Origin of the sequence: Variovorax sp. V15 (genome assembly GCF_041154425.1) — a bacterium.
Classification (GTDB): Bacteria; Pseudomonadota; Gammaproteobacteria; order Burkholderiales; family Burkholderiaceae_C; genus Variovorax; species Variovorax guangxiensis.
In genome coordinates this window covers 1,754,121-1,779,548 of record NZ_AP028659.1, presented here as the reverse complement: position 1 = coordinate 1,779,548, position 25,428 = coordinate 1,754,121, and the positions used below count along the sequence as shown (strand labels likewise).

Annotated in this window: 21 protein-coding genes; 8 read left to right on the top strand and 13 right to left on the bottom strand. The window is 69.0% G+C overall.

All coding sequences use genetic code 11. From position 1 onward, the window contains the following. Positions 1–31: 31 nt before the first annotated feature. Positions 32–1,033, bottom strand: a complete 1,002-nt coding sequence (locus tag ACAM57_RS08495; protein ID WP_369661329.1) for an ABC transporter substrate-binding protein — start codon at positions 1,031–1,033, stop codon at positions 32–34. Between the two features lie 111 nt (positions 1,034–1,144). On the opposite strand from ACAM57_RS08495, the gene ACAM57_RS08490 reads away from it, so the two are divergent. The 5 genes from ACAM57_RS08490 (at position 1,145) to ACAM57_RS08470 (ending at position 5,968) form a co-directional block, all read left to right on the top strand. After that, complete coding sequence (locus ACAM57_RS08490) at positions 1,145–2,377, top strand: acyl-CoA dehydrogenase family protein (protein WP_369661328.1); 1,233 nt, start codon at positions 1,145–1,147, stop codon at positions 2,375–2,377. Then, positions 2,374–3,354, top strand: a complete 981-nt coding sequence (locus ACAM57_RS08485) for an ABC transporter substrate-binding protein (RefSeq protein WP_369661327.1) — start codon at positions 2,374–2,376, stop codon at positions 3,352–3,354. Before ACAM57_RS08490 ends, ACAM57_RS08485 begins: the two co-directional genes overlap by 4 nt. Next, positions 3,351–3,965, top strand: a complete 615-nt coding sequence (locus ACAM57_RS08480) for a cysteine dioxygenase (protein ID WP_369661326.1) — start codon at positions 3,351–3,353, stop codon at positions 3,963–3,965. Before ACAM57_RS08485 ends, ACAM57_RS08480 begins: the two co-directional genes overlap by 4 nt. Next, positions 3,962–5,593, top strand: a complete 1,632-nt coding sequence (locus tag ACAM57_RS08475) for a rhodanese-related sulfurtransferase (protein ID WP_369661325.1) — start codon at positions 3,962–3,964, stop codon at positions 5,591–5,593. The genes ACAM57_RS08480 and ACAM57_RS08475 overlap by 4 nt, the downstream gene beginning before the upstream one ends. A 141-nt stretch (positions 5,594–5,734) precedes the next feature. Beyond that, complete coding sequence (locus ACAM57_RS08470; RefSeq protein WP_126024346.1) at positions 5,735–5,968, top strand: hypothetical protein; 234 nt, start codon at positions 5,735–5,737, stop codon at positions 5,966–5,968. 134 nt (positions 5,969–6,102) lie between these two features. Here ACAM57_RS08470 and ACAM57_RS08465 read toward each other — a convergent pair whose 3' ends face one another. The 5 genes from ACAM57_RS08465 to ACAM57_RS08445 all read right to left on the bottom strand — a co-directional run bounded on the left by ACAM57_RS08465 (position 6,103) and on the right by ACAM57_RS08445 (position 12,032). Then, on the bottom strand, positions 6,103–7,569 hold the full coding sequence (locus ACAM57_RS08465; protein WP_126024345.1) for a DEAD/DEAH box helicase: 1,467 nt from the start codon (positions 7,567–7,569) through the stop codon (positions 6,103–6,105). Positions 7,570–7,700: 131 nt separating this feature from the next. Then, positions 7,701–8,585 carry a neutral zinc metallopeptidase gene (locus ACAM57_RS08460; RefSeq protein ID WP_369661324.1) on the bottom strand — a complete coding sequence of 295 codons (885 nt, stop codon included), beginning with the start codon at positions 8,583–8,585 and terminating at the stop codon, positions 7,701–7,703. Between the two features lie 99 nt (positions 8,586–8,684). Then, positions 8,685–9,251 (bottom strand): dCTP deaminase, encoded by a 567-nt coding sequence (dcd, locus tag ACAM57_RS08455; protein ID WP_019655140.1) that lies wholly within the window; start codon positions 9,249–9,251, stop codon positions 8,685–8,687. A 163-nt stretch (positions 9,252–9,414) separates the two neighbouring features. Beyond that, positions 9,415–10,701 (bottom strand): guanine deaminase, encoded by a 1,287-nt coding sequence (gene guaD, locus ACAM57_RS08450; RefSeq protein ID WP_369661323.1) that lies wholly within the window; start codon positions 10,699–10,701, stop codon positions 9,415–9,417. Positions 10,702–10,934: 233 nt separating this feature from the next. Further along, on the bottom strand, positions 10,935–12,032 hold the full coding sequence (locus ACAM57_RS08445; protein WP_369661322.1) for a BMP family ABC transporter substrate-binding protein: 1,098 nt from the start codon (positions 12,030–12,032) through the stop codon (positions 10,935–10,937). Positions 12,033–12,256: 224 nt separating this feature from the next. Between ACAM57_RS08445 and ACAM57_RS08440 the strand changes: the two genes are divergently transcribed. Beyond that, positions 12,257–12,511, top strand: a complete 255-nt coding sequence (locus ACAM57_RS08440) for a hypothetical protein (protein WP_126024341.1) — start codon at positions 12,257–12,259, stop codon at positions 12,509–12,511. Positions 12,512–12,531: 20 nt separating this feature from the next. On the opposite strand, the gene ACAM57_RS08435 is transcribed toward ACAM57_RS08440, so the two are convergent. After that, entirely contained in the window at positions 12,532–13,374 is an 843-nt protein-coding gene (locus ACAM57_RS08435) for an SDR family NAD(P)-dependent oxidoreductase (protein ID WP_369661321.1), read from the bottom strand. 110 nt (positions 13,375–13,484) lie between these two features. Next, positions 13,485–14,432, bottom strand: coding sequence for a GlxA family transcriptional regulator (locus ACAM57_RS08430; protein ID WP_184641546.1), 948 nt, complete (start codon positions 14,430–14,432; stop codon positions 13,485–13,487). Between the two features lie 171 nt (positions 14,433–14,603). Between ACAM57_RS08430 and ACAM57_RS08425 the strand changes: the two genes are divergently transcribed. Continuing rightward, positions 14,604–15,851: an MFS transporter gene (locus ACAM57_RS08425; RefSeq protein WP_369661320.1), complete on the top strand. Its 1,248-nt coding sequence runs from the start codon at positions 14,604–14,606 to the stop codon at positions 15,849–15,851. A gap of 21 nt (positions 15,852–15,872) precedes the next feature. Here the strand turns inward: ACAM57_RS08425 and ACAM57_RS08420 are convergent, their stop codons facing one another. The 4 genes from ACAM57_RS08420 to ACAM57_RS08405 all read right to left on the bottom strand — a co-directional run bounded on the left by ACAM57_RS08420 (position 15,873) and on the right by ACAM57_RS08405 (position 22,941). After that, positions 15,873–18,329, bottom strand: coding sequence for a penicillin acylase family protein (locus ACAM57_RS08420; RefSeq protein WP_369661319.1), 2,457 nt, complete (start codon positions 18,327–18,329; stop codon positions 15,873–15,875). Positions 18,330–18,481: 152 nt separating this feature from the next. Next, positions 18,482–21,016, bottom strand: coding sequence for a penicillin acylase family protein (locus ACAM57_RS08415; RefSeq protein WP_369661318.1), 2,535 nt, complete (start codon positions 21,014–21,016; stop codon positions 18,482–18,484). A gap of 121 nt (positions 21,017–21,137) precedes the next feature. Beyond that, entirely contained in the window at positions 21,138–21,944 is an 807-nt protein-coding gene (locus tag ACAM57_RS08410) for a helix-turn-helix domain-containing protein (RefSeq protein WP_369661317.1), read from the bottom strand. Further along, the gene (locus ACAM57_RS08405) at positions 21,910–22,941 is read right to left on the bottom strand and encodes a LysR substrate-binding domain-containing protein (protein WP_369661316.1); all 1,032 of its coding nucleotides are present in this window, start codon (positions 22,939–22,941) and stop codon (positions 21,910–21,912) included. The genes ACAM57_RS08410 and ACAM57_RS08405 overlap by 35 nt, the downstream gene beginning before the upstream one ends. A 105-nt stretch (positions 22,942–23,046) precedes the next feature. Here ACAM57_RS08405 and ACAM57_RS08400 point away from each other — a divergent pair, with 105 nt between their 5' ends. Next, entirely contained in the window at positions 23,047–24,357 is a 1,311-nt protein-coding gene (locus ACAM57_RS08400; protein ID WP_369661315.1) for an MFS transporter, read from the top strand. Here ACAM57_RS08400 and ACAM57_RS08395 read toward each other — a convergent pair. Next, positions 24,318–25,379: an adenosine deaminase gene (locus tag ACAM57_RS08395; protein ID WP_369661314.1), complete on the bottom strand. Its 1,062-nt coding sequence runs from the start codon at positions 25,377–25,379 to the stop codon at positions 24,318–24,320. The genes ACAM57_RS08400 and ACAM57_RS08395 overlap by 40 nt on opposite strands. Positions 25,380–25,428 lie beyond the last annotated feature (49 nt).

Genomic DNA, 25,428 nt, shown 5'->3' with positions numbered 1-25,428 from the left:
TCCTTGTTTGAATGTTCATGGGAGATGGTTGTCAGGCGGCGGGAAGGCGCAGCACGCTCTCGAAGCTGCGGTCCCACAGGGGCTTCACGTCGGCCGGGCCGTCGAGCACGCCGATCTTCAGGAAGGTGTCGGCCACGTCCTGGTGGCTGCGCACCACCGCGTCGCTGACGGGGCCCAGGCTGTAGTCGCCGCTGCGGCGGTTGAACAGCTCGACGATGTCGCCCACGGGCACGCGCGTCTCGGCCGACTGGGCGCGGGCGTAGGCGAGGAAATTGCCGTTGATCCACGCGAACGAACGCTGCAGCCGCTGCAGCAGGTCGGCCAGCGCGGCGCGGCGAAGCTGGTCGTCGAGCGCGCGCGGATTGGCGTAGATCGGGAAGTTGCCCGAGAGATAGCCCACGCCGGTCTTGATGACCCGCGCCCTGTACTGGGTGCGCGCGAGCTGGCCGTTGTAGCCGTAGATGGCCCAGGCATCGAGGTCGCCGCGCGCGAAAGCCGAGAGGCCGTCCGAAGGCGTGAGGCTCACGGCCTGGATGTCGTTGAACGTGAGGCCCGCCTCGGCCAGCTGCTTGGCGAGGTAGTAGTGCGAAGTGGTGGCGCGCACGTAGCCCACGCGCTTGCCCTTGAAGTCGGCGATGCTGCGGATCGGCGCGTCCTTGCGCGCCAAGGTGGCCTGGTTGTTCAGGTCCTCGTGCGTCACGGCCACCAGCTTCACGCTGGATTTCTGCCGCGCCGCGAACACCGGCGGAATCTCGCTGCCCGAGCCGAGGTCGAGCGCGTCGCCGTTGATGGCCTCGATGTGCAGCACGCCGTTGTTGAGCTCGCGCCAGTCGATCTTGTACGGCGTGCTGGCCTGGCCCGACGCAGTGAGCAACGGCCGCCACAGGCCCTTGTAGGTGCCCACGCGCAACGTGACGCCAGAGAGGTCGCGTGATGGCGCAGTGGCTTGCGCCCAGCTGCCAGAGCCGGTGGCGGCGAGCGCCGCGGCGGTCTGCAGCAGCCGGCGACGGTCCGGAAGAAAGTCTGATTTCATGCACCCGGACCGTAACCAGACGCCGCGCGGAAACGAACGCAGAAAAACGAGTTTGCATATGCGGGATGCGTCGTTTTCGCGCGGCGGGCGGGCCGCTACCGTGCGGAAACCATGAGTGCACTTCCCTTGCGCCGCGCCAGCGCCGCGCCCGAACACCCCTCCCCCGCCACCGTCGATGCTTCCGTGCTGGCCCGCCTCACGGCCCAGTTCGCAGCCACCGCCGCCGACCACGACCTGAGCGGCGCCTTCCCTCGCGAGAACTTCACGGCGCTGCAGGCGCGCGGCCTGATCGGCCTGGTCGCGCCCGCCGAGCACGGCGGCGGCGGCGCCACGCTGGCGACGGCCCGGCGCGTGATCTCGGCGGTGGCGCGCGGCGAGCCGGCCACGGCGCTGATCCTCACGATGACCTACCTGCAGCACCATGCGCTGACGCGCCCGGACAGCCGCTGGCCCGCGCACCTGCGCGAGCGAGTGGCGCGCGATGCGGTGGAGAACGGCGCGCTCATCAACGCGCTGCGCGTGGAGCCGGCGCTGGGCTCGCCCGCGCGCGGCGGCCTGCCCGGCACGGTCGCACGTCGCGACGGTGACGGCTGGCAGATCGACGGCCACAAGCTCTATACCACCGGCATCGAAGGCCTGAGCTGGCTCGCCGTGTGGGCGCGCACGGACGAGGCGCAGCCGCGCACCGGCGTGTTCCTGGTGCCGCGCAACGCGCCCGGCGTGCGCGTGATCGCGAGCTGGGACCACCTGGGCCTGCGCGCCTCGGGCAGCCACGAAGTCGTCTTCGAGAACGTCGCGATCGACGCCGACCATGCGGTGGACCTGCGCGCGCCGGCCGACTGGGCGCCCGACGCGGGCAGCCAGACCGACATCGACGCCCACGCCACGCAGCAGGCGTGGATGACCGTGCTGCTCGGCAGCCTCTACGACGCGGTGGCGCAAGCCGCACGCGACTGGCTGGTCGACTTCCTGAACCGGCGCGCGCCTGGCAGCCTCGGCGCGCCGCTGGCCAGCCTGCCGCGCGTGCAGGAGCACGTCGGCGAGATCGAGGCGCTGCTGCGCACCAACCGCGTGCTGCTAGCCGACGCCGCCGCAGCGGTCGATGACGGCCATGCGCAGCCGGCAGCCGACAGCGGCCTGCTCAAGTACACGGTGACGGGCAACGCGATCCGCGTGGTCGAACTCGCGCTGCAGCTGAGCGGCAACCATGGCCTCTCGCGGCGCAACCCGCTGGAGCGGCACTACCGCGACGTGCTGTGCAGCCGCATCCACACGCCGCAGAACGACGCGATTCTGGTGGCGGCGGGCAAGCGCGCGCTGTTGTCTTCGGGGGCTGCGGCATGAGGTCTGCGCTCTTCTCCAGGTCATCACGGCGTGGCTGGCTCAAGCAAGGCGCCGCGCTGTCGCTGACCGCTGCCGGCTCGCTGCGCGCCTTTGCGCAGCCCCAGACCGCGCTGGTGCTCGGCGACCAGGCCGGTGGCCTGCGCTCGCTGTTCGAGGCCTCGCGCGCGCTCGACGGCGCCCCATTTGCCTACCGCTGGGCCAACTTCCAGGGCGCCGCGCCGCTCTTCGAGGCGCAGCGCAGCTCGGCGGTGGACACCGCCATGGCCGGCGACCTGCCCGTGCTTGCCGCAGCCGTGGGCAAGACGCCGCTGAAGATCGTCGCCACGCGCGTCGGCAAGGCCGATTCGCTGGGCATCGTGGTGCAGCCCGATTCGCCGCTGCGCAGCGTTGCGGACCTGCGCGGCAAGACGGTGATCGTGTCTTCCGCGCGCGGCAGCATCTCGCAGTACCAGCTCTACGGCGCGCTCGAAGAGGCCGGCGTGAAGCGCGAGGAGGTGACGGTGAAGTTCGTGCTGCCCACCGACGCGGCGGCCGCCTTCGCCTCGAAGCAGATCGACGCCTGGGCCATCTTCGACCCCTACTACACCATCGCCGTGCAGCAGGGCGGGCGCATCCTGCGCGACGGGCGCGGCATCAACACCGCGCTGGGCTTCATCACGGCCACCGAGTCTTCGCTGGCCGACCCTGCCAAGCGCGCGGCCATCGTGCAGTTCCTCGACCGGCTCGCGCGCGCGGGCGACTGGGCGCTGGCCAATCCCGAGGCCTATGCCCAGGCCTACAGCCAGCTCACGCGGCTGCCCATCGAGTCGTCGCGCATCATCACCGCGCGGGCCTCGGTGGCGGGACGGCCGGTGAGCGAGGCCGACATCGCCGCGCTGCAGACGGTGGCCGACCGCTCGGCACGCGACGGCATCCTGCCAGTGCGGGTGGACGTGCGCGCGATCACCGACACTGGGGTCTGGAAACGCCCCGCATGACGACAAACTCCCTGACTCCCCTTCGCGAATTCGTCGGCGCCTTCGGCAGGCTGCTCGATGGCGCGCCCGACGAGCCGCGCATTCTTTCGGAAGGCGGCGAGCTGCTGCGCAAGCTGGTGTCGCGCGACGACTGGCTGCCGGAAGCCTTCGCACAACCCGACCCCGTGTACTACCGGCAGTTCCTGCTGCACGCCGACAGCACCGAGCGCTTCTCGGTCGTGAGCTTCGTGTGGGGACCGGGGCAGGCCACGCCCGTGCACGACCACACGGTGTGGGGGCTGATCGGCATGCTGCGCGGCTCGGAGTACAGCCAGGGCTATGCGCTGGACAGCGGCGGGAACGCGCGCCCGCATGGCGAGGCGGTGCGGCTCGACCCCGGCCAGGTGGAGGCGGTGTCGCCCACCGTCGGCGACCTGCACCGCGTGCACAACGCGCACGCCGACCGGGTGTCGATCAGCATCCACGTGTACGGCGCGAACATCGGCGCCGTGCGGCGGCATACTTACCCGGCGGAGGGCGGCCGCAAGCCCTTCGTCTCCGGTTACTCCAACACGCTGCTGCCCAACCTGTGGGACCGCAGCGCAGAACTCAGAGCCGCTACAGACGCATGACGACGACCACCGCCAACAGCCTTCCCGTTCTTTCCTACGCCGCCGTGCGCGAGCGGCTCATCGCCCGCGACGAGACCGCGCTGCTCGACGTGCGCGAGGAAGACCCGTTCGCGCAGGAGCACCCGCTGTGGGCGGCCAACCTGCCGCTGTCGCGCATCGAGATCGAGGCCTGGCGGCGCATTCCGCGGCGCGACACGCTCATCGTGCTGTACGGCGAACACGCCGGCACCGACCTCGCGCCGCAGGCCGCGCGCGCCCTCGCCGCCCTGGGCTACACCAACGTGCACCTGCTCGACGGCGGCCTCGAAGGCTGGCGCAAGGCCGGCGGCGAACTGTTCCGCGACGTGAACGTGCCGAGCAAGTCCTTCGGCGAGCTGGTCGAGCACGAGCGGCACACGCCGTCGCTCTCGGCGCCCGAGGTGAAGGCGCTGATCGACGCGAAGGCCGACGTGGTGGTGCTCGACGCGCGCCGCTTCGATGAATACCAGACGATGAGCATTCCCTCGGCCACGAGCGTGCCGGGCGCGGAGCTGGTGCTGCGCGTGCGCGAACTGGCGCCCGATCCGGCGACGCGGGTGATCGTGAACTGCGCGGGCCGCACCCGCAGCATCATCGGCACGCAGTCGCTGGTGAATGCGGGCATCCCGAACCCCGTGGCGGCGCTGCGCAACGGCACCATCGGCTGGAAGCTGGCCGGACAGGTGCTCGACCACGGCGCGGACAGGCAGGCCCCGGCGGCCGTGTCCGAAGCCCATCGCGCGCAGGCGCAGGCCGATGCGCGACGCGTGGCCGACAAGGCGGGCGTGCATCGCATCGCGCTGGACGCCCTGCACACACTGGAAGCGCCCGGACGCACCGTCTATCGCTTCGACGTGCGCACGCCCGGGGAATATGCGGCTGGCCACCTGCCCGGCTTCGCCAGTGCGCCCGGCGGGCAGCTGGTGCAGGAAACCGATCACCAGGTGCCGGTGCGCGGCGCGCGCATCGTGCTGGCGGACGACGACGGCGTGCGCGCATCGATGAGTGCGTCATGGCTGGCGCAGATGGGGTGGGAGGTCTATGTGCTCGATACGGTGCCGGCAGCAGCCGACTTCAGCGAGACGACTACTCCCGCGAGCGCATACCCCCCGGTTGCCGTCGCGGTGAGCGAGATCGCACCGGCCGAGCTGGCTGCGCTGCTGAAGCAGCCGGGCACCGCGGTGATCGACGTGACCACCAGCGCCAATTACGTGAAGCGCCACATTCCGGGCGCCTGGTATGCGATCCGCGCGCAGTTGCCGCAGGCGATCGACACGGCCATCCCGCCCTCGTCGCGCTACGTGCTGACCTGCGGCAGCAGCCTGCTCGCCCGCTATGCCGCGGCCGACCTGCGCGCACTGCTCGATGCTCGCGGCCAGCGCGATGCGCAGGTGCTGGTACTGGCCGGCGGCAATGCGGCATGGTTCGCCGCGGGCCTCGGCCAGGAAAGCGGCGAAACCCGCCTCGCGACCGCGCGCACCGACCGTTATCGCCGCCCCTATGAAGGCACCGATGCGCCAGCCGAGGCGATGCAGGCTTACCTGGATTGGGAGTACGGCCTTGTCGCGCAGTTGGGTCGCGATGGAACGCACCATTTCAAGGCGATCTGAAGACCTGGCAAGCGCGAAAGCGTTCTGAAAGGAAAGAGACACGCCGGTCACAGTGTGTCGCCCGGGTAAAGGCCGTCATCCGGCGGTACTGGACGACGTTGGAGGTTCACACCGACAACAACTCGTTCCAGGAGCTTCGCCATGAGATTCCCATCTCTTCTTGCAGTGTCCGCCACCGCCGTGCTGGCGGCCACGCTCACCGGCTGCGTGGTCGCGCCGGCCGCCCCCGCCCCCGTGTACGCGGCGCCTCCTGGCGTGGCCTACGTGGCGCCTACGTATGTATCGCCGGGCGTCGGCTTCGTGTGGGCATATCACCCGCGCTATGGCTGGGGCTGGCACCACCCGCAATACGGCTGGCATCGCGGCTGGAGATGACCGGGCTCGCCCCCCGGCTGCGCGCACTTCGTGTCGCTGCGCCCCCTAACGGGGGCGATACCTGAGGCCCGGCAAAGCCGGTTCCTCGGTGTTCTCGAATCAGAAAAGGGGAGCGCCAGTGCCCTGTCGGGCGATCAACTCGGCTCGGCGCTCTTGAACAGGGCCGGGACCTTGCGCTTGGACTTGATGTTGCTGGAGATGCCGCGTCCGGGCGTCGAGGCCTTGGCGGCGGCTTCCCATGCCGGCGTCGCGTCGGGCTGGCCGGGCTCGTAGGGCTTGTCGAAGAACGGGTCGCGCGGCGCCGCGGGTGCGCGATGCGGGCGTCCGCCGCCGCCACGACGGGCGTCGGCGTCGCGGCGTTCGCGCGGCTGGTCGAGCACGTCGCGTGCATCGCCCGCTTCGCCTTCTTCGCGCCAGTGGCGGCGTCCGTCGTTGATGCGGCCGCGCGGGCGGTCCTCCTCGAATTCGACGGGTTCGAGCTCGATCTTCTTCTTGATCAGCTTCTCGATGTCGGCCACCAGGCGGGCATCGTTGCCGCCGCTGGCGAAGCTCACTGCCAGGCCCGAGGCGCCGGCGCGGCCGGTGCGGCCGATGCGGTGCACGTAGTCTTCTGCGTTGAACGGAATGTCGAAGTTGAAGACGGCGGGCACGTCCTTGATGTCGAGGCCGCGGGCCGCGACGTCGGTGCACACCAGCAGGTCGACCTCGCCGGCCTTGAAGGCCGCGAGCGACTTCAGGCGCTCGTCCTGGCTCTTGTCGCCGTGCAGGGCCGAGGTGCGAAGGCCGTCGCGCTCCAGCGAACGCGCGAGCCGCGCGCAGCCAAGCTTGCTGTTGACGAAGACGAAGGCCTGCGTGATGCCGCGCTGGCGCACGATCTGCCTGAGCGCGCGGCGCTTGTCGTCGTCGGCCACGCTGTAGAAATGCTGCTCGACGGTGGAAGCCGTCTCGTTGGGCCGTGCCACTTCGATGGTGACCGGGTTCTGCAGGTAGCTGCCGGCCAGCCGCTTGATTTCGGGCGAGAAGGTCGCGGAGAACAGCAGCGTGGTGCGCTGCTTGGGCAGGTAGCTCAGGATGCGCTGCAGGTCGGGCAGGAAGCCGATGTCGAGCATGCGGTCGGCCTCGTCGAGCACCACGTACTCGACCTGGTTGAGCACCGCGTTCTTGGCTTCGATGTGATCGAGCAGCCGGCCCGGCGTGGCCACCAGCACTTCGACGCCCTTCTTCAGTTCCAGCGTCTGCGGCTTCATGTCGATGCCGCCGAACACCACCGTGCTGCGCAGGTTGGTGTACTTGGCATACAGCTTGATCTGCTGCGCAACCTGGTCGGCCAGCTCGCGCGTGGGCAGCAGCACCAGGGCCCGCACCGGATGCCGCGCGGGCGAGGTCGAGGCGTTTTCATGCTTGAGCATGCGCTGCAGCAGCGGGAGGGAGAAAGCCGCCGTCTTGCCGGTGCCGGTCTGGGCGGCGCCCATCACGTCCTGGCCCGAGAGCACGACCGGAATGGCCTGCGCCTGGATCGGAGTCATGGTCTCGTAGCCCATTTCGGCCACGGCGCGCGCCAGCGGTTCAGCCAGCAGTAGATTGGAGAAGGAGCTTGTCATTGAGCCCGCTATTGTCGCATTGCCGCAAAAAACGGCAGTGACCGCGCCATGACAACGCCCGCGCCGGCCAAATTGCTATTTATTCCATAGCATTCGAGCCAGCCTCAACGGGCGCTTGCAGCTACCGCAGCTCAGAGGCTGCGTGCATTGAAGGTGTCGCAGGCCTTGATGTCGCCGCTCTGGTAGCCCGTGCCGAACCAGCGCTGGCGCTGGGCGCTGGAGCCATGGGTGAAGCTGTCGGGCACCACCGCGCGGCCCGCGGAGCGCTGCAGCGCATCGTCGCCGATCTTCTGCGCGGCATTCATGGCGGCCTCGATGTCGCCCGGGTCGAGCCACTTCTTCGACTCCTGCGAATGATGGGCCCACACGCCCGCGAAGCAGTCGGCCTGCAGCTCGACGCGCACGCTCATCGCGTTGTTCTGCGTCTGGCTCAGGCGGTTGCGCATGCCGTCGACCTTGGCGGTGATGCCGAGCTCGTCCTGCACATGGTGGCCGACCTCGTGCGCGATGACGTAGGCCTGCGCGAACTCGCCCGGCGCGCCGAGCTGGTTCTTGAGCGTGTCGTAGAAACCCAGGTCGATGTAGACCTTCTGGTCGCCCGGGCAGTAGAACGGCCCCATGGCCGACTGGCCCGTGCCGCAGGCCGTGGGCGTCGCGTTGCGGAACAGCACGAGCCGCGGCGGATGGTAGGTGCCGCCGTTCTTGCGGAAGATGTCCGTCCAGACCACTTCGGTGTTCTTGAGCACGGTCGAAACGAAGGCGGCCTCGCGGTCGTTCGACGGCGGCCTGGGCGCGGGCCCCTGTTGCTGCTGTTGCACCTGGGCCGGGCCACCGCCGCCGCTGAGAAGACTCAGCACCGTGAGCGGGTTGATGCCGAAGACCCAGCCGGCGATCAGCGCGACCGCGATGGTCCCGATGCCGATGCCGCGGCCGCCGATGAAGCCGCCACCGCCTCCGCCGCCTTCACCGCGGCGGTCCTCGACGTTGTCCGATTGTTCGTTGCCTTCCCATCTCATCGCGCTCTCCTTGCCGGCCTTTTGCAGGAGTGATGGCCGGTGACCGCAGGATGGTACTTCGGGTGCGGCGCACCCGTGTAAGCGCTTATGCCGAACCGATCAGGTCTTCGGCAGGGTCACGCCACGCTGGCCCTGGTACTTGCCGCCGCGGTCCTTGTAGCTGGTTTCGCAGACCTCGTCGCTCTCGAAGAACAGCACCTGCGCGCAGCCCTCGCCCGCGTAGATCTTGGCGGGCAGCGGCGTGGTGTTGCTGAATTCGAGCGTCACGTAGCCTTCCCATTCGGGCTCGAAGGGGGTCACGTTGACGATGATGCCGCAGCGCGCATAGGTGCTCTTGCCCAGGCAGATGGTCAGCACGTTGCGCGGGATGCGGAAGTATTCGACGGTGCGTGCCAGCGCGAAGCTGTTGGGCGGGATGATGCAGTAGTCGCCGTGCATGTCCACGAAGCTCTTCTCGTCGAAGTTCTTCGGGTCGACCACCGTGCTGTGGATGTTGGTGAAGACCTTGAATTCAGGCGCGCACCGGATGTCGTAGCCGTAGCTCGAGGTGCCGTAGCTGATGATCTTGTGGCCCGAGGCCTCGCGCACCTGGCCGGGCTCGAAAGGCTCGATCATGCCGTGCTGCTCGGCCATGCGCCGGATCCATTTGTCGCTCTTGATAGACATTGAAAAACACCCCAGTCTTCGCGCACTTCGTGTCGCTACGCCAACCCCTCGAGGGGCAACACCAGCGGCCCGGCAAAGCCGGTTCCGCGGTGTTCCTGGAAAGGGTTTCGCCGCGCTCGCTGGGTCGGCGATTGTGGCATGGGCGGGTCCGCCCTCCCGGGCCCTAGCAGGCCTGCGAGATCACGGTGCGCTCGACCAGCCGGTCGTCGCCCAGAACGATCATCGCGAAGAGCATTTCCTCCAGCGAGTCCGCCTGCTTCGTCTTGCGAGCCAGCAGCGGCGTGGCCGCCGGATTCAGCACCAGGAAGTCGGCCTCGCAGCCCGGCTGCAGGTTGCCGATGACGCCGTCGAGCCCCAGCGCGCGCGCCGCGCCGCCGGTGTGGCGCCACCAGAGTTCCGATGGCGCGATGCTCAGGCCGGCCTTGGTCTGGCCCTCACGGCCGACGTAGTAGGCAGCCATCATGGTGTGGAACGGGCTGAAGCTGGTGCCGCCGCCCACGTCGCTGGCCAGGCCGTAGGGGTAGCCCACGCGGTCGGCCGAGCCGAAGTCGAAGAAGCCGCTGCCCAGGAACAGGTTGCTGGTCGGGCTGACGGCCGCGGCCGTCTTCGTCTCGCGCAGCAGGGCGCGGTCGGCCTCGTCGAGGTAGATGCAGTGGGCGTACACGGCCCGCTCGCGCATCAGGCCGAAGCCTGCATACACGTCGAGGTACGAGCGCGCCCTGGGGTACAGCTCGCGCACCCAGCTCACCTCGTCGCGGTTCTCCGCCACGTGCGACTGGATCCAGGTGTCGGCGTACTTCGCGGCCAGTTCGCCCGCGCCGCGCATCTGGGCGTCGGTGCTCGCAGGCGCAAAGCGCGGCGTGATGGCGTAGCCCAGCCGGTCGACCTTGTGCCACTTGCGGATCAGCGCCTCGGTGTCGACCAGGCTCTGCTCGGTTTCGTCGCGCACGCCGTCGGGCGAGTGGCGGTCCTGCAGCACCTTGCCGGTGATCAGGCGCATGCCGCGGCGCTGCGCGCCCTCGAAGAGCGCGTCGACCGAGGCCACGTGCGAGGTCGCGAAGGTCAGCGAGGTGGTCACGCCGTTGCGCAGCAGCTCGTCGAGGAAGAACTGCGCCACTTCGTTCGAATGCGCGGGGTCGGCGAACTTGCTCTCCGCGGGAAAGGTGTAGTTCTCGAGCCAGGGCAGCAGGCCCGGCGCCGGCGAGCCGATGATGTCGGTCTGCGGATAGTGGATGTGCATGTCCACGAATCCCGGCGCGAGGATGCGCCCCGGCAGGTGGGTCGTGTGTGCGCCGGGATGGCGGGCCGCGACGTCGGCATGGCTGCCGGCATCGAGCACGCGCTGGCGGCCGGTGGCGTCGGGGGCGACGACCAGCAGGCCGTCCTCGTCGAAAACGGGCTTGCCGGAGGCGTCGAATCGCAGGAGGGAGGCGCGGTAGGCTTTTTTCATCGTGGTTGCGGAGGGTAATCCAGCGCCGTCCCACCGCAATTTCCATGGGCGTATGAGTGCTATATGCGCAGCGCACTCGCCGCGGTGCGGCACCTACCTAATGCGGCAGCGCGCGCGACTGGATGTCGAAGGGCACGCCCGCTGGCGATGACTCCGACCGTCACGCCCGCGCTGCTTCGCCAGCGCATCAAGGCTCTGCTGCCTCGCGTTTCTCGCGACGGGCGCCAGCCGGGCTAGCGCCCGATCCGCCCCTGCACGCCCTCGGCCAGCCAGTTCATCGTCAGGATCTGCTCGTCGTTCAGTTGCGCGCCCTTGGCGATCACGACGCGGCCCTCGTTGTCGCGCACGTCCGCCAGAACAGCACGGAACGGCTGCAGCTTGCCCGCCGCGATGTCCTTCTGCCGCGCCAGCACCTCGTCCTGCACGGCCTTCGGTACCTTGGTGCCGAAATCGCCGACTCGGATCATCCCTTCCTTCACGCCGCCCCAGAGGTTGCCGCTCTTCCAGCTGCCGTCGAGCACAGCCTTGGCGCGCTGCGTGTAGTAGCCGCCCCACTGGTGCGTGACCGCGACGACCTGCGCGTCGGGCGCGATCCTGCGCATGTCGGAGTGGTAGGCGATGGCCAGCTTGCCGCGCTCCTGCGCCGCCGCCATCACGGCGGTGGAGCCGGTGTGGAAGGCGACGACGTCGGCGTTCTGGTTGAACAGCGCCATGGCGGCGTCACGCTCCTTGGGCGGATCGAACCATTCGTTGAGCCACACCACGCGCACCTGCGCCGAGGGGTTCACCGAGCGCATGCCAAGCGTGAAGGCGTTGATGCCCTGCAGCACTTCCGGAATCGGAAAGCCCGCGACATAGCCCGCGATGTTGGTCTTCGTCATGCGTCCGGCCGCGATGCCCGCGAGATAGCGGCCTTCGTAATAGCGCGCGTTGGCCGTCGCCACGTTGGGCGCGGTCTTGTAGCCGGTGATCGACTCGAACTTCGCGTCGGGGAAGTCCTTCGCGACCTTCATCGTCGGCTCCATGTAGCCGAAGCTCGGCGTGAAGATGAGCTTGTTGCCCTGCTGCGCGAGGTCGCGGATCACGCGCTCCGCATCGGCGCCCTCGGCCACGTTCTCGACGTAGGTGGTCTTGACCCTGGCGCCCAGCGCGGCCTCGACGGCCTTGCGGCCTTCCTCGTGCTGGCGCACCCAGCCGGCGTCGGTGACGGGCGTGACGTAGACGAAACCGATCTTCAGCGGCGCCTGGGCCTGCTGCTGTGAAAAAGCGGGGGATAAAAAGCCGGCGGCCGCCAGCGCCAGAACGGCGCGGCCCGCGAGGTTTTTGTACATGGTGTTCCTCTACATGGCCCCGGAGATGCAAAACCCCGCAACCGGCCGGGACGCCCGATTGCGAGGGGCGGGATTTTAAACGGCGCCGCAGTCCGCGATGCGGCCGGGGCGTTGGCCTACTTCAATGTCGGCGCTTCGCCTCAGGCCCGATGCGCCGGGATGCACGAGGCTTGCAGCACCGATCGATTCACTATCCAGAAAGAGAGAAAGGAAGGCCAGCCACCATGACCGCATCCACCGTCAACGATTCGCTGACCCCGCTCGACATCTCTCAAGCCGTGCTTGAAGGCGAAGAAAACCCGAACGCGGCACGGCCGCTCACGCCCAAGGAACGTGCCGCACGCGGCCTGCATGCCGAACCGGGCCGCCGCGCGCGCATTCGAGGCATGCTGCGCAGCCCTGCCCTCGCCTGGTGCGGCGCGGCGGCCACGGGGCTGGCGCTGGCGGCGCTCTACGCGCGCCGGACCAACCGCATCTGAACCGGAGACCCGGTTCGAGCTCAAGCCGGGCCGGCGCCGACGCGGTAGCGCGCCGCGGGAGCGGTGCTGGACAACCGCCCCGACATCGCACGCCGCGCCGCATCGAAGGCCTCCCACTCGGCCAGGTCGGGCAGCGCGGGGACCGTGACCTGCTCGCCCTGGTCGAGCCCCGCCAGGGCGGCGTCGACCATGTCTTGCGCTGTCATGACGATCTCCTTGGGCAGGTGTTCCATCGGCACGCCTGCGATGCCCCAGAACTCGGTAGCCGTCGCGCCTGGCAGCACGGCCTGCACACGCACGCCCTTGTCCTTGAGCTCGTGCTGCAGCGACTGGCTCAACGCGAGGACGAAGGCCTTGCTGCCGCCGTACACGCCGTTGAGCGTCTCCGGCGAGATCGCGACGATGGAGGCGATGTTCACCAGCGTGCCTGCGCCGCGTTCCACGAAGCCGGGCACGGCCGCATAGGTGAGCCGCGTGAGCACGCTCACGTTGAGCGCGATCATCTCTTCCATCTTGTCGACGTCGGAGGCCAGCAGCGGCGCGGCGGCGCCGACGCCGGCGTTGTTCACCAGCATGGTGATGTCGCTGCGGGTGCGCAGCGCGGCCTCGACTGGCGCGAGGTCCTTGCGGCTCATCAGGTCGGCGGGAAGAACCTCGATCTTGCGGCCGGTTTCGCGCACCAGCTTCGCGGCCAGCGCCTCGAGGCGTTCGCGGTTGCGCGCCACGAGGATCAGGTCGAAGCCGCGCCGCGCGAGACGGTCCGCGTACACGGCGCCGATGCCGGACGACGCGCCGGTGACGAGGGCGGTGCCCTTGGGGGAATTTGCCGAAGCAGCAGCAGTAGTAGTAGTAGTTGCAGTCATGGAGCTTTCCTTTTTCGCCGCATCGATGTGTGCGGCAGTGGGGGAAAGTCTCCTCCTGCAAGGCTATGGCGTAAATGTCATATAAGCCACCTTTCAGGACATCCTGTCGCTCAGGCCACGGCCGCCTCCCGGCGCGCCACGCGTCGCACGCTCTGTGGCGGCTGCCCCAGCGTGCGCAGGAAGGCGCGACGCATGCGCTCGGGGTCGCCGAAGCCCGTTTCGCGCGCGACCACGCCGAGCGCGAGGCTGCCTTCGTCGATCAGCGCACGCGCCGCCTCCACGCGCAGGTTCTCCACCGCATGCGCGGGCGACTGGCCCGTCTCCGCCTTGAAGGCACGGCTGAACTGGCGCGGGCTCAGGTGCGCGACCTCGGCCAGTTCCTCCACCGACAGCGTATCGCGCAGGTTGGCCCGCGCATGCACCAGCGCCTTCTGAATGCGGTCGGATTTCGGCTCCAGTTCCAGCAGCGCGGAGTACTGCGACTGCCCGCCCGCGCGCCGGTGATACACGACCAGCTTGCGCGCCGCGAAGCGCGCCGCTTCCACGCCGAGGTCTTCCTCCACCAATGCCAGCACGAGGTCGATGCCCGCGGTCATGCCGGCCGACGTCCACACCGGCCCGTCGTTGATGAAGATGCGGTCGGGCTGCACCTTCACCGCGGGATGGCGCTTCTGCAGTTCGCCCGCGAAGGACCAGTGCGTGGTCGCCTTGCGGCCGTCGAGCAGCCCCGCATCGGCCAGCCCGAAGGCGCCGGTGCAGATGCTGGCCACGCGGCGCGCATTGCGCAGCCCGGCGCGCAGGAAGCGGCACATCTTCTCGGAGGTGGGCGCGATGAAGAGCGCGCCGCTCAGCACGAGCGTGTCGTACCTCGCCGTGCCGAAGCGCTTGCTGTCCGTGCTCACGCCCGACGAACTGGCCACGAGGCCTCCCTCCTCCGACAGGAGCTCGACCTGGTAGACCGGCTTGCCGGCGTGAATGTTCGCAAGCTCGAACGCGGCGATGGCGGCGAGGTCGAGGATCTGGAAGCCGGGGAAGACGAGCACGCCGATGCGTTTCATGGCGATGTCCTGAAAGGAGGTTTACGAACGATGCAGGATGCAAGACTAAGCGACCCGGTCCAACCGCGCGGGCATCAGGGACTCGCGGCATGCCTTGCCGCGCTGCGATGACCGCCGCCGCCAATCGGCAAGCGCCATCGCGCATGCGTCGTCCCACAATGGGTGTTCCCCATGACGCAACCGACGACAACCGCAACAACGACCGCCCCTTCCGCCGAGCAGGGCGCCAATCTCCACTGGCAGCGCAACCTCGCCGTCTGCATGTTCGGCTCCTTCACGACCATCATCGCGATGACGCTGCTGCTGCCCTTCCTGCCGCTGTACGTCGAGCAGCTTGGCGTGAAGGACCACGCGGCCATCGTGCAGTGGTCGGGCGCGGCGTACGGCGCCACCTTCCTGAGCGCCGCGCTGGTGGCGCCGCTGTGGGGCCGGCTGGCCGACCGCTACGGGCGCAAGCCGATGCTGATCCGCGCGAGCCTGGGCATGGCGGTGGCAATGGCGCTGATCGGCGTCGCGGGCAATGTGTGGCAGCTGGTGGGGCTGCGGCTGCTGGCGGGGCTGCTGGGCGGCTACGCCTCGGGCTCGATGGTGCTGGTGGCCACCCAGACGCCCAAGGACCGCACCGGCTGGGCGCTGGGCACGATGTCATCGGCGATCATGGCGGGCAACCTGGTGGGGCCGCTGGTCGGTGGCGCGCTGCCGCCGCTCATCGGCATCCGCAACACCTTCTTCGCGGCGGGCGCGATCATCTTCGTGGCCTTTCTCGCGACAGCCTTCCTCATTCGCGAGGAGCGCAAGGCACCTGTCGCACGCAAGCAGGATGGCGGCAGTGCCGCCGAGCAGACCGGCTGGGCCGCCGTGCCCGACAAGCGCCCCCTGGTCGCGATGCTCTTCACCGGCATGCTGCTGATGCTTGCGAACATGTCGATCGAGCCGATCATCACCGTCTACGTCGCCACGCTGGTGGAAGACCCGAACCGCGTGACGATGATGGCCGGCCTCGTGATGTCGGCGGCTGCGCTGGGCAGCATCCTCTCGGCCTCGCGGCTGGGCAAGCTGGCCGATCGCGTGGGTCACTGGAACGTGATCGTCGGCTGCCTCGCGGTGTCGGCGCTGCTGCTGGTGCCGCAGGCTTTCGTCAGCTCGGGCTGGCAGCTGGTGGTGCTGCGCTTCCTGATGGGGCTTTCGCTCGGCGGGCTGCTGCCGTGCATCGCGAGCGTGATCCGCCACAACGTGCCCGAGCGCGTGGCCGGCAACATGCTGGGCTACTCGACTTCGGCGCAGTACACGGGCCAGGTGGCGGGGCCGCTGCTCGGCGGCTTCGTGGGCGGGCACATCGGCATGCGCGCCGTATTCCTCGGCACCTGCGTGCTGATGGCCGCGGGTGCCGCGTGGAACTGGCTGGTGAAGCGGCGCTGAAGCGCTACTTCGCCCTCTGCCTCACTCGCGGATGGTCACGCTGCTGTAGGCAGCATCGGCCTTGATCTCCGATTCGGAGAACGGCAGGCGCAGCCACTGTCCGGCGCTGTAGGCCCGCGTGTAGTCGGCATTGTGCGGCGAGGCCGGGTCGTCCGACAGCGAGAAGCTCAGCAAGGTGTGGGCCTCGACGCCGCCGGCGGGGAACCGCACGATCTGCATGTAGCTGTTGCCGTTGGGGTCGCCGTCCATGGTGTAGCCGCCCTTGTCGAGCGGGTTCTCGGAGCACATGACGGTGAAGTAGCCCTGGGTGTCGCAGCCGCCGGACAGCGGCACCTTGCGGCCGTTGCGCGTCACGAAAAGAGCTTCGCCGCGCGGCGCGTCGAGCGCGTAGCCGCTGGCCTGCACGCGCAGCACGGCCGCGCCGAAGGCCTGGCGCAAGTCGTCGGCGGCCGAGGCCTTGAGGCCGCGTGGCGTGCCGATGGGGTCGTTCGCGCTGAAAGGCACGGCATAGAGCTCGTCGGCAGGCAGGCGCACGGCGCGCGCCCAGAACTCGTCCCATACGTGAGCACCGCGCGCCGAGGCCACGCCGGTGTTGTTCCATGCCTTCAGCACCTCGCAGGCGGGACCGGTGTCGACGCCCCGCGGCGGCGAGAACGACTCGCCGGTCTGCGCGTCACCCTTCACCTCGATGCGGGGCACGCCGCACACCATCTCCAGCGCGGGGGCCTTGAACAGCTCGGCGGTGTAGGCGCGGCTGTCGAGCGTCGCGCGCTCGACGGCTGCAACTGTCGCAACCTTGGCCGTGCCCTGCGCGATGAGGTGTCCGAGCCGCGTGCGGAAGCTCTGCGCATCGCTGCCGGTCGGTCCGAAGATGGCCGGGTAGCCCGTGAGCGGAGCCTTCGGGTTGGCGAGCCAGTAGCTGTCGTTCATGTTGGCGACGTAGTCGTCGCGCAGCAGGTTCGGCATGCGCGAGGCGCCAATGGCACCCTTCTGCACCGAATCGGCATCGGTCTGCCAGTCGCAGGCACTGCGCGAGCCATCGAACACGGGCACGCGCGGCAGCACGGCCGCCATCGCCTTGCCGGCCGGCGTGGTGCAGTTGGCCACCTGCTCGGGCGACACGTTGGGCACCGCGCCGACGTCGCCGTACCAGACCTGGGCGCTGCCGCGGCCCACGGCCACGGTGTTGACCCAGGGGATCGAAGCTTCTTCGCGCTGGATGGCCATGAGCTCGTCGAGCGACTTCGCCTGCGCCCAGCGCAGCCAGGTGCGGAAGGTGCGGAAGTTGTCGGCGTTGATGTCGCGGATGGCGAAGGCAGCAGACCGGTTCCAGGCCAGCGCCGGATTGATTGCGCCCAGGTTCACGAGCGGGCCGTATTCCGTGGCGTAGAGCGTGCGCGTCACCGGCTCGACACGGCCCGAGGCCCGCTTCACCTTCACGGTGATGCCACGGGCCTGCATCTTCACGGGCTTGCCGTCGCGCAGATAGCTGGTGGCGTCGCCGGGCACGAGCGCGAGCTGGTAGAGGCCGAAGCGCCGCGCCGCCGACACGGTGTGGCTCCACGCGATGTCGTTGTTGAAGCCGATCAGCAGCACCGGCACGCCGAGGAAGGAGGTGCCGCTCGCGTCGAGCTGTCCCGGAATGGTGAGCTGCGCCTGATAGAAACGGTCAGGCCCGCGCCAGTACCAGTGCGGGTTGCCGAAGAGCAGCGGGCTCGAATCGGCGGTGGCGGCCGTGCCGAAACCGATCATGTTGCTGCCCACGCCCGCCGTGCCGCCGACCTGGAGCGCCATAGGCTGCGCGTCGCTCGGCCCGGGCGACGACACCCCGGCGCCGGGCGGTGCCGCGTTCGCGATGTTCGAGAGAAAGTTGCTGTAGCCCGCCGCGAGGTTGGTGGCGTACATGCGGCGGAGGATGTCTGTGGCGCTCACCGGCCGCACCCACGCTTCGTTGCGGCAGGCCGCGTGGGCATTGCCCTTGTCCACGGCGCCGCTCTTCAGGTCGCGCACGTATCGGTTGTAGCCGGCGGCGAAGCCTTCGACCATGCCCCGGATGGCCGCGGGCTGCGCGCGGTCCATGGCGTCGATCACTTCGTCCGTGATCACGTGGCGATGGAAGAAGTCCGAATCGATGTTCGCGGGCTTGCCGATGGTGCTGCTGGCTGGCGGCTTCGCCTGCGCCCCGAAGAACTCGGAGCGCTCGCCGCGGTAGGTGAGAAAGCCGTCGGCCATGGTGCAAAGGTTGTCCTGGGCCTGTGCGTAGCCGTAGCCATAGCCCGCGCCGGCCCAGTCGCGGGCCTTGATGTGCGGCACGCCCATGGTGGTGCGGCGGATCTCGGCCTGGTAGCCCGCAGAGCGTGCCGAGGCATCGAAATGAGAAGTCGAAGACCGGCTCGAAATGCCTGAACAGGCCGCAAGGGCCATGGCAACCGGCAAGAGAAAAAGCGGCCTGAGGCCGCCTCTGAGTTTTGGGCGCATGCAGTGTGTTCCTGTTGGATGAGGAGCGCAGCTGCGTAAGCCCTGAGCGTGCGTGGCGCGTTCGCCGCCGATCTTACGGCCAGCGGCAGACGGCGCGCCCCGCACGCGCTTTTTTCATTTTTTCACTGCCCGACAGGATTGCCGGGCGCCGATCACTCGGCGACCGACTTGCTGGTGTAGTTCGCGTCGGCCTTGATCTCCGGTTCGGAGAAAGGCACCTTGAGCCACTTGCCCTCGCTGTAGGCGCGCGTGTAGTCGCCGTTGTGCGCCGAGGCCGGGTCGTCCGAGAGCGAGAAGGTCAGGAAGGTGTGGGCTTCCACGCCGCCGTCGGGGAATCGCACGACCTGCATGTAGCTGTTGCCGTTCGGGTTGCCGTCCATGGCGTAGCCGCCCTTGTCGAGCCGGTTCTCCGAGCAGGCGATGGTGAAGTAGCCCGGCCCGCCGCAGCCGCCGTACAGCGGGATCTTCTTGCCGCCGCGCGTGGCGAACAGGTAGTCACCACGGGGTGCGTCCACCGCGTAGCCGCTGGCCTGCACGCGTGCCACCGCGGCTCCGAAGGCCTCGCGAAGCTGGGTACTGGCGGCACTGTTGAGGCCGCGCGGCGTGTGGATCGGGTCTGCCGGGTCGAAGGGCACGGTGTAGAGCGAAGCTGCGGGAATCTGCGAAGCGCGATTCCAGAACTCGTCCCACAGGTGCGCCCCCTTCGCGCCGGTCACGCCCGTGCCGTCCCATGCCGTGAGCGCGGTACATGCAGCGCCCACATCCACGCTCGGGCCGATGGCCTCGGTGGTCAGCGGGTCCTTGGTCACCGCGATGGGCGTGCCGTCGCACACGATCGGCAGCACGTCGGCCTTGAACAGCTCCGCCGTGAGCACGCGGCTGTTGAGCACCATGCGCTTGACGGTGTCGGGCGTCGCGCCCTTCGCGCCGTAGCTGTCGGAGCCGTCGATGCGTCCCTGCGCCAGCACGTTGCCCATGCGGGTGCGGAAACTCACGGGGTCGGAGCCGGCCGGGCCCATGATGGGCGGGAAGCCGGTCATCGGCGCCTTCGGGTTGGCGAGCCAGTAGCTGTCGTTCATGTTCGCCACATAGTCGTCGCGCAGCAGGCTGGGCATGCGCGATGCGGCGATGGCGCCCTTCTGCGCCGAGTCGGCATCGGTCTGCCAGTCGCAGGCGCTGCGCGAGCCGTCGAAGATCGGCACGCGCGGCAGCGCGGCCTGCATCGACGCGCCCGCCGGGGTGGTGCAGTCGGCGACCTGCGCGGACGACACGTTGGGCACCGCGCCGATGTCGGCGTACCAGGCCTTGGCGCTGCCACGACCCACGGCGACGGTATTGACCCACGGAATCGCGGTTTCTTCGCGCTGTATGGCGATGAACTCGTCGAGCGACTTCGCCTGGTTCCAGCGCAGCCAGTTGCGGAAGGTGCGGAAGTTCTCGCCGTTGATGTCGCGCATCGCGAACGCGGTGGTCTGGCTCCAGGCCAGTGCCGAGTTCATCGGGGCCAGGTTGACCATCGGGCCGTATTCGCTCTTGTAGAGCGTGCGCGTGACCTGCGTCATCGCGCCGTCGGTGCCCTTCACCTTCACGGTGATCGTGGAAGGCTGCATCTTCACCGCGGCGCCGTCGCGCATATAGCTGGTCGTGTCGCCCGCTGCCAGCTTAAGTTCGAAGAAGCCGAAACGACGCGCAGTCGACACGGTGTGGCTCCACGCGATGTTGTCGTTGAAGCCGATGAGGATCACCGGAATGCCGAGGAACGAGGTGCCGCTGATGTTCAGCTCGCCCGGAATGGTGAGCTGCGCCTGGTAGAAGCGGTCGGGCCCGCGCCAGTACCAGTGCGGGTTGCCGAAGAGCAGCGGGCTCGAATCGCCGGTGGCCGCGGTGCCGAAGCCGATCATGTTGCTGCCGACGCCCTCATGGCCGCCGACCTGCAGTTCGGGCCCGTCGATCTTCAGCGCCGCCATCTGCACCGCCGCCTTCTTCTGGGCGGGGCGGTGCGCCGACACCTTGGTGGGCGCCACCACGGCAGGCGCCGTCGCGTTGGCGATGTTCGCGAGGAAGTTGCTGTAGCCGCCCGCGAGGTTCGCCGCGTACATGCGGCGGTAGATGTCCTCGGCGGTGATGGGCTGCACCCATGCCTCGTTGCGGCAGGCCGCATGTGCCGTGCCGCCGGCCTTCACCTCGCGCACGTAGCGGTTGTAGCCGGCGGCGAAGCCGACGACGAGCTTCTTCAGGTTGTCGGGCTGGGCGTCGATCATCTTCTGCAGCACGTCGGCCGAGATGACATGCCGGTGGAAGAAGTCGGAGTCGATGTTCTTCGGCAAGCCGATGGTGCTGCTGGCCACCAGCTTCGCGTCGGCGCCGAAATACTGCGAGCGCTCGCCGCGGTAGGTGAGGAACGAGTCGGCCATGGTGCAAAGGTCGTCCTCGGCCTGCGCGTAGCCGTAGCCATAGCCCACTCCGGGCCAGCTGTCGGCCTTGATGTGCGGCACGCCCATCGACGTGCGCCGGATCTCGGCCTTGTAGGTGCCTTCAGCAGGCGGATTGGTCGGCGTCGAGGGCGGCGGGAAGAACGAGAAGCCGCTGCCTCCACCACCACCGCCTCCGCAGGCTGTAAGAGCGGCTGCGGCGGCGAGCGCGAGCAACGACAGCGGCACGACGCCGCGACGGATCGAAAGTCTCATGATGTCTCCAGTTGATGCTGATGCTCTCTTGGCGGAGCGTTCCGGAGCTTAGGCAGCCTCGCAGCTCGCGGCTTGTACGCAGCCGCTGCATTGCATGCGATGGCCCCTGCGGCCGGTCGCGTCAGTGCAGCGGCGCGTTCTGGCCCCACGCGTGCGAGGCATGCTCGTCGGCCGTCACGCGCACCTGGCTGGCCAGGAACGAAGGCGGCAGGCCGAAGTAGCGCTGGAAGGTGCGGCTCATGTGCGCCGCATCGGTGAAGCCGCTGACCAGTGCAACGTCGGTGAGCGAACGCTGCCCGGTGAACTGCTGCACCGTGCGGCGCACCTTGGTCCACAGCGCATAGCGCTTGACCGACACGCCCACCTGCTCGGCGAACAGGTGCGTGAGCCGGTCGGGCGACAGGCAGGCCACGGCCGCGAGATCGCGCAGCGCGATCTGCCCCGCATGCGCGCGGATGGCCTGCAGCACGCGGTCGATGCGTGGATCGAGCGGCGCCTGCAGCTCGGGGCTCTCGGTGATGGCCTCGACCATCTTCGCGCTGAGCGACTGCAGCCGCTCGCTGGGCAAGGCGCCGCACTGCGCGGGTTCGAAGTCGTCACGCAGCGCGCCGAAGCGCCGAGCGTCGATGGGCTGGATGCCGTGGCCGCCCATGCGGCGCGCAAGCATGCGATAGGCGCTGGAAGCGGGGTCGAGGTTGAGCGAGAGCAGCCCGCAGCCATCGACGTCGAGCCGCCGCGACACGTGCGGCGCGACCAGCGCGGCGGTGCAGTGCACGCGGGTGCCGTCGACGGCCTCCAGCGTGAAGGGGTGCCCGCTGACCGACGCCAGCAGCGTGGCCGACGAGCGGGCCGTCAGGCCCGACTGGATGGCCGGTGTGATGTAGAGGAACCTGTCATCCCACAGGTGCAGGAAGTTTTGCGTTGCCATGCCGTACCACTTTTGTTCTTGTCTCCAGCGGCGGATTCTCACGCATCGGCAACCCGGCCGGCTGCACGTGCTGGCGAACGGCCTCCAGCAGCAGCCCGGCAAGGCGGCTCGCGGGCGCCTCCGGCAGGGCCTGCGCACGATAGAGCACGAGCGATATCTGCGGCAGCGCGGGCAGCGCCAGCGTGGAGCGGTCGATGGCCCGCACGTGCGACGGCAGGCCGAACGGCGTGCGCACCGTCAAGCCCAGCCCGGCCGACGCCGCCGCCCACAGCGCCGCGAGGCTGGCACTGCCGAAGGCACGGCGCCACGGCACGCCGGCCTTGTCGAGCGCGGTGATGACGATCTCGCGCAGCGGACAGGGCGCGTCGAGCATGATGAGCGGCAGCGGCTCCTTGCTCTCGGGCTGGCGTGCGCCCGCGCCGTGTTGCTGCTCGCGCTGCGTCCACCAGGGCGCCTCGACCCGCTCGGGCGTGCGCGGCCCGATCCACAGCAGGGGCAGCCGCGCGACGCGCTCGGCATACGGCGACAGCGGCTGGTCGCCCGCATCCCAGGCCAGCGCGAGGTCGAGCTGGCCGAGTTCGAGCCGCTCGCGCAGTTCGCCGCTGCGCGCCACGCAGGCCTCGATGCGCACCTTGGGATGCGCGCGTGCGAAGCGGCCCAGCACGGCCGGCAGCAGCGTCTCGCCGAAGTCTTCCTGAAGACCCAGCCGCACCGAGCCCTGCATGTCGACGCCGCGCATCGCGGCGCTGGCTTCGTCGTTGAGTTCGAGCATGCGGTGGGCATACGCCAGCAAGGTCTCGCCGGCATCGGTGAGCTCCAGTCCCCTGCCCGCCTTGCGGAACAACGCAGTGCCGGCCTGAGATTCGAGCTTCTTCAGCTGCGCGCTCACGGCGGAGGTAGAGCGCCCCAGCTTGTCGGCCGCACGGGCGAAGCTGCCGAGCGCGATGCCGGTGGAGAAAGTGCGCAGCACATCTAGATCGAACATCACCTGGCTCATTGCGGCTCCTTCGGGTTTCGTGGCGATCATCCTGTTTTTCAGGATGATTCGCCAATTATTTTCTGATTTTCAAAACCTTCGCCGAGGCGGAAACTGCGCGGCAAGATGACCCATTCGCCCTTTTCCCCCATCCCCTCTTCATTCACGCCGCGCCATCGCTGGAAGGTGCTGGCGGCAGGCGTGGCTGCCAACGCCGCCTTCTCGGTGGCCTTCAGCGGCATCCCGATGACCGCCGTGCTGATGCGCACCGGCTACCAGCTCGACAACGCCACCCTCGGGCTGGTGCTCGGCCTCATGGGCCTGGGCATCGCGGTGAGCGAGCTGCCCTGGGGCCTGCTGACCGACCGCTGGGGCGACCGCCCGGTTCTGCTGGCGGGCCTGGGCAGCACGGCGCTCGCGCTGGTCGCGATGGCGCTGTGGGCCGCGCCGGCCGCGGGGAACATCCCCGGGCTGGGCTGGCTGGGCAGCGGGCTGCTGCTGGTGGGGCTGCTCGGCGGCAGCGTCAACGGCGCCAGCGGCCGCGCGGTGATGACCTGGTTCGACGCCAGCGAGCGCGGCCTCGCGATGAGCATCCGCCAGACGGCCGTGCCGATGGGCGGCGGCATCGGCGCGCTGGTGCTGCCTTATGTCGCGCTGCATTTCGGCTTCGCGGCGCTCTATGGCCTGCTGACGCTGCTGTGCGCGCTGAGCGCTGCCATGAGTTGGGCGTGGGTGCACGAACCGCCCATCGCGGCGGCCGGCGACACGGCTTTGCCGGCTTCAGCCGCCGCGCCGAAGAGCGGACCGCTGCGCGACGCGCGCGTGTGGCGCATCGTGGCCGGCATCGGCATTCTTTGCGCGCCGCAGTTCGCGGTGCTCTCCTTCGGCACGGTGTTCCTGCACGACTTCGGCCATGCGGGCCTGGCGACCATCACCGCGACGATGGTGTTCGTGCAGGTCGGCGCGATGGTCATGCGCGTGTGGAGCGGCCGCTGGACCGACCGCAACAGGAACCGGCCGGCCTACCTGCGCGCCTGCAGCGGGCTCACCGTTCTCCTGTTCGCGGGCCTCGCCGTGCTGGCGCTGGCATCGGGCGCGCACGCGGTCGACTCGGCGGCGCTGCGCATCGCGCTGGTCGTGCTGCTGGGCGTGAGCGGGGTGTGCGTATCGGCATGGCACGGCGTGGCCTACACCGAACTCGCCACGCTGGCCGGCGCATCGCGTGCCGGCACCGCGCTGGGCATGGCGAACACCAGCGTGTTCCTGGTGTGCTTCGTCACGCCCTTCTCCATTCCGCACCTGCTGGCACTGCAGGGCTGGCCAATGGTGTGGCTGGCGGCCAGCGCCTGTGCGCTGGTGGCGATGCCGCTGCTGGTGGCGCGGCCCGCCGCCGCCGATCAGAAGCTCGCGAAGACGGCGTTGAGCCGCTCGACGTAGGCGCGCTTGGCGGCCGCGTCGATGAAGCTGCCTTCGAAGCTGTTCGCCGCGAGCTGCCAGGCCTGCTGCGCGTTCAGGCCGGTGGCAGCGAAGGTCTCGGTGAAGTTCTGGTTCATGTAGCCGCCGAAGTAGGCCGGATCGTCCGAGTTGACGGTGGCCACCAGCCCCGCGTCGAGCAGCGCGCCGAGGTTGTGCTTCGACAGGTCGGGAAACACGCAGAGCTTGAGGTTCGACAGCGGGCAGACGGTCAGCGGAATGCGGTCCTTCGCGAGGCGCTTCATCAATTCCGGGTCCTTGGTGCTCTGCACGCCGTGGTCGACGCGTTCGACCTTCAGCACGTCGAGCGCGCTCCAGACGTATTCGGGCGGGCCCTCTTCTCCCGCGTGGGCGACGAGGTGGAAGCCCAGCTCGCGGCAGCGCGCGAACACGCGGGCGAACTTCTCGGGCGGATGGCCCACCTCGCTCGAATCTAGCCCCACGCCGATGAACTTGTCGCGATAGGGCAGCGCCTGCTCCAGCGTCTCGAAGGCATCTTCCTCGCTCAGGTGCCGCAGGAAGCACAGGATGAGCGCGGCGCTCACGCCCAGCTTCGAGCGCGCATCGACGCAGGCACGGTGCAGGCCGCTGACCACGGTTTCCATTGCCACCCCGCGCGCGGTGTGCGTCTGCGGGTCGAAGAACATTTCGGTGTGCACCACGTTGTCGGCCGCGGCGCGCTCCAGGTAGGCCCAGGCCATGTCGTAGAAGTCCTGCTCCTTGAGCAGCACGCTGGCGCCGGCGTAGTAGATGTCCAGGAAGCTCTGCAGGTTGGTGAAGGCGTAGGCCTTGCGCAGTTCCTCGACGCTGGCGTAGGGAATGGACACGCCGTTGCGCTGCGCGAGCGCGAAGATGAGCTCGGGTTCGAGCGAGCCCTCGATGTGCATGTGCAGCTCAGCCTTGGGCATGGCGCGCAGCAGCGCGGGCAGGCGGTCGGCGGCGATGCGGTCGAAGCTCTTGTCGTAGGTGGGGCGGAAATCGGTCATGGTGGGTGCGAACTGCTGCTGCGTTGTGATCCCGCACAGCATAAGGGCA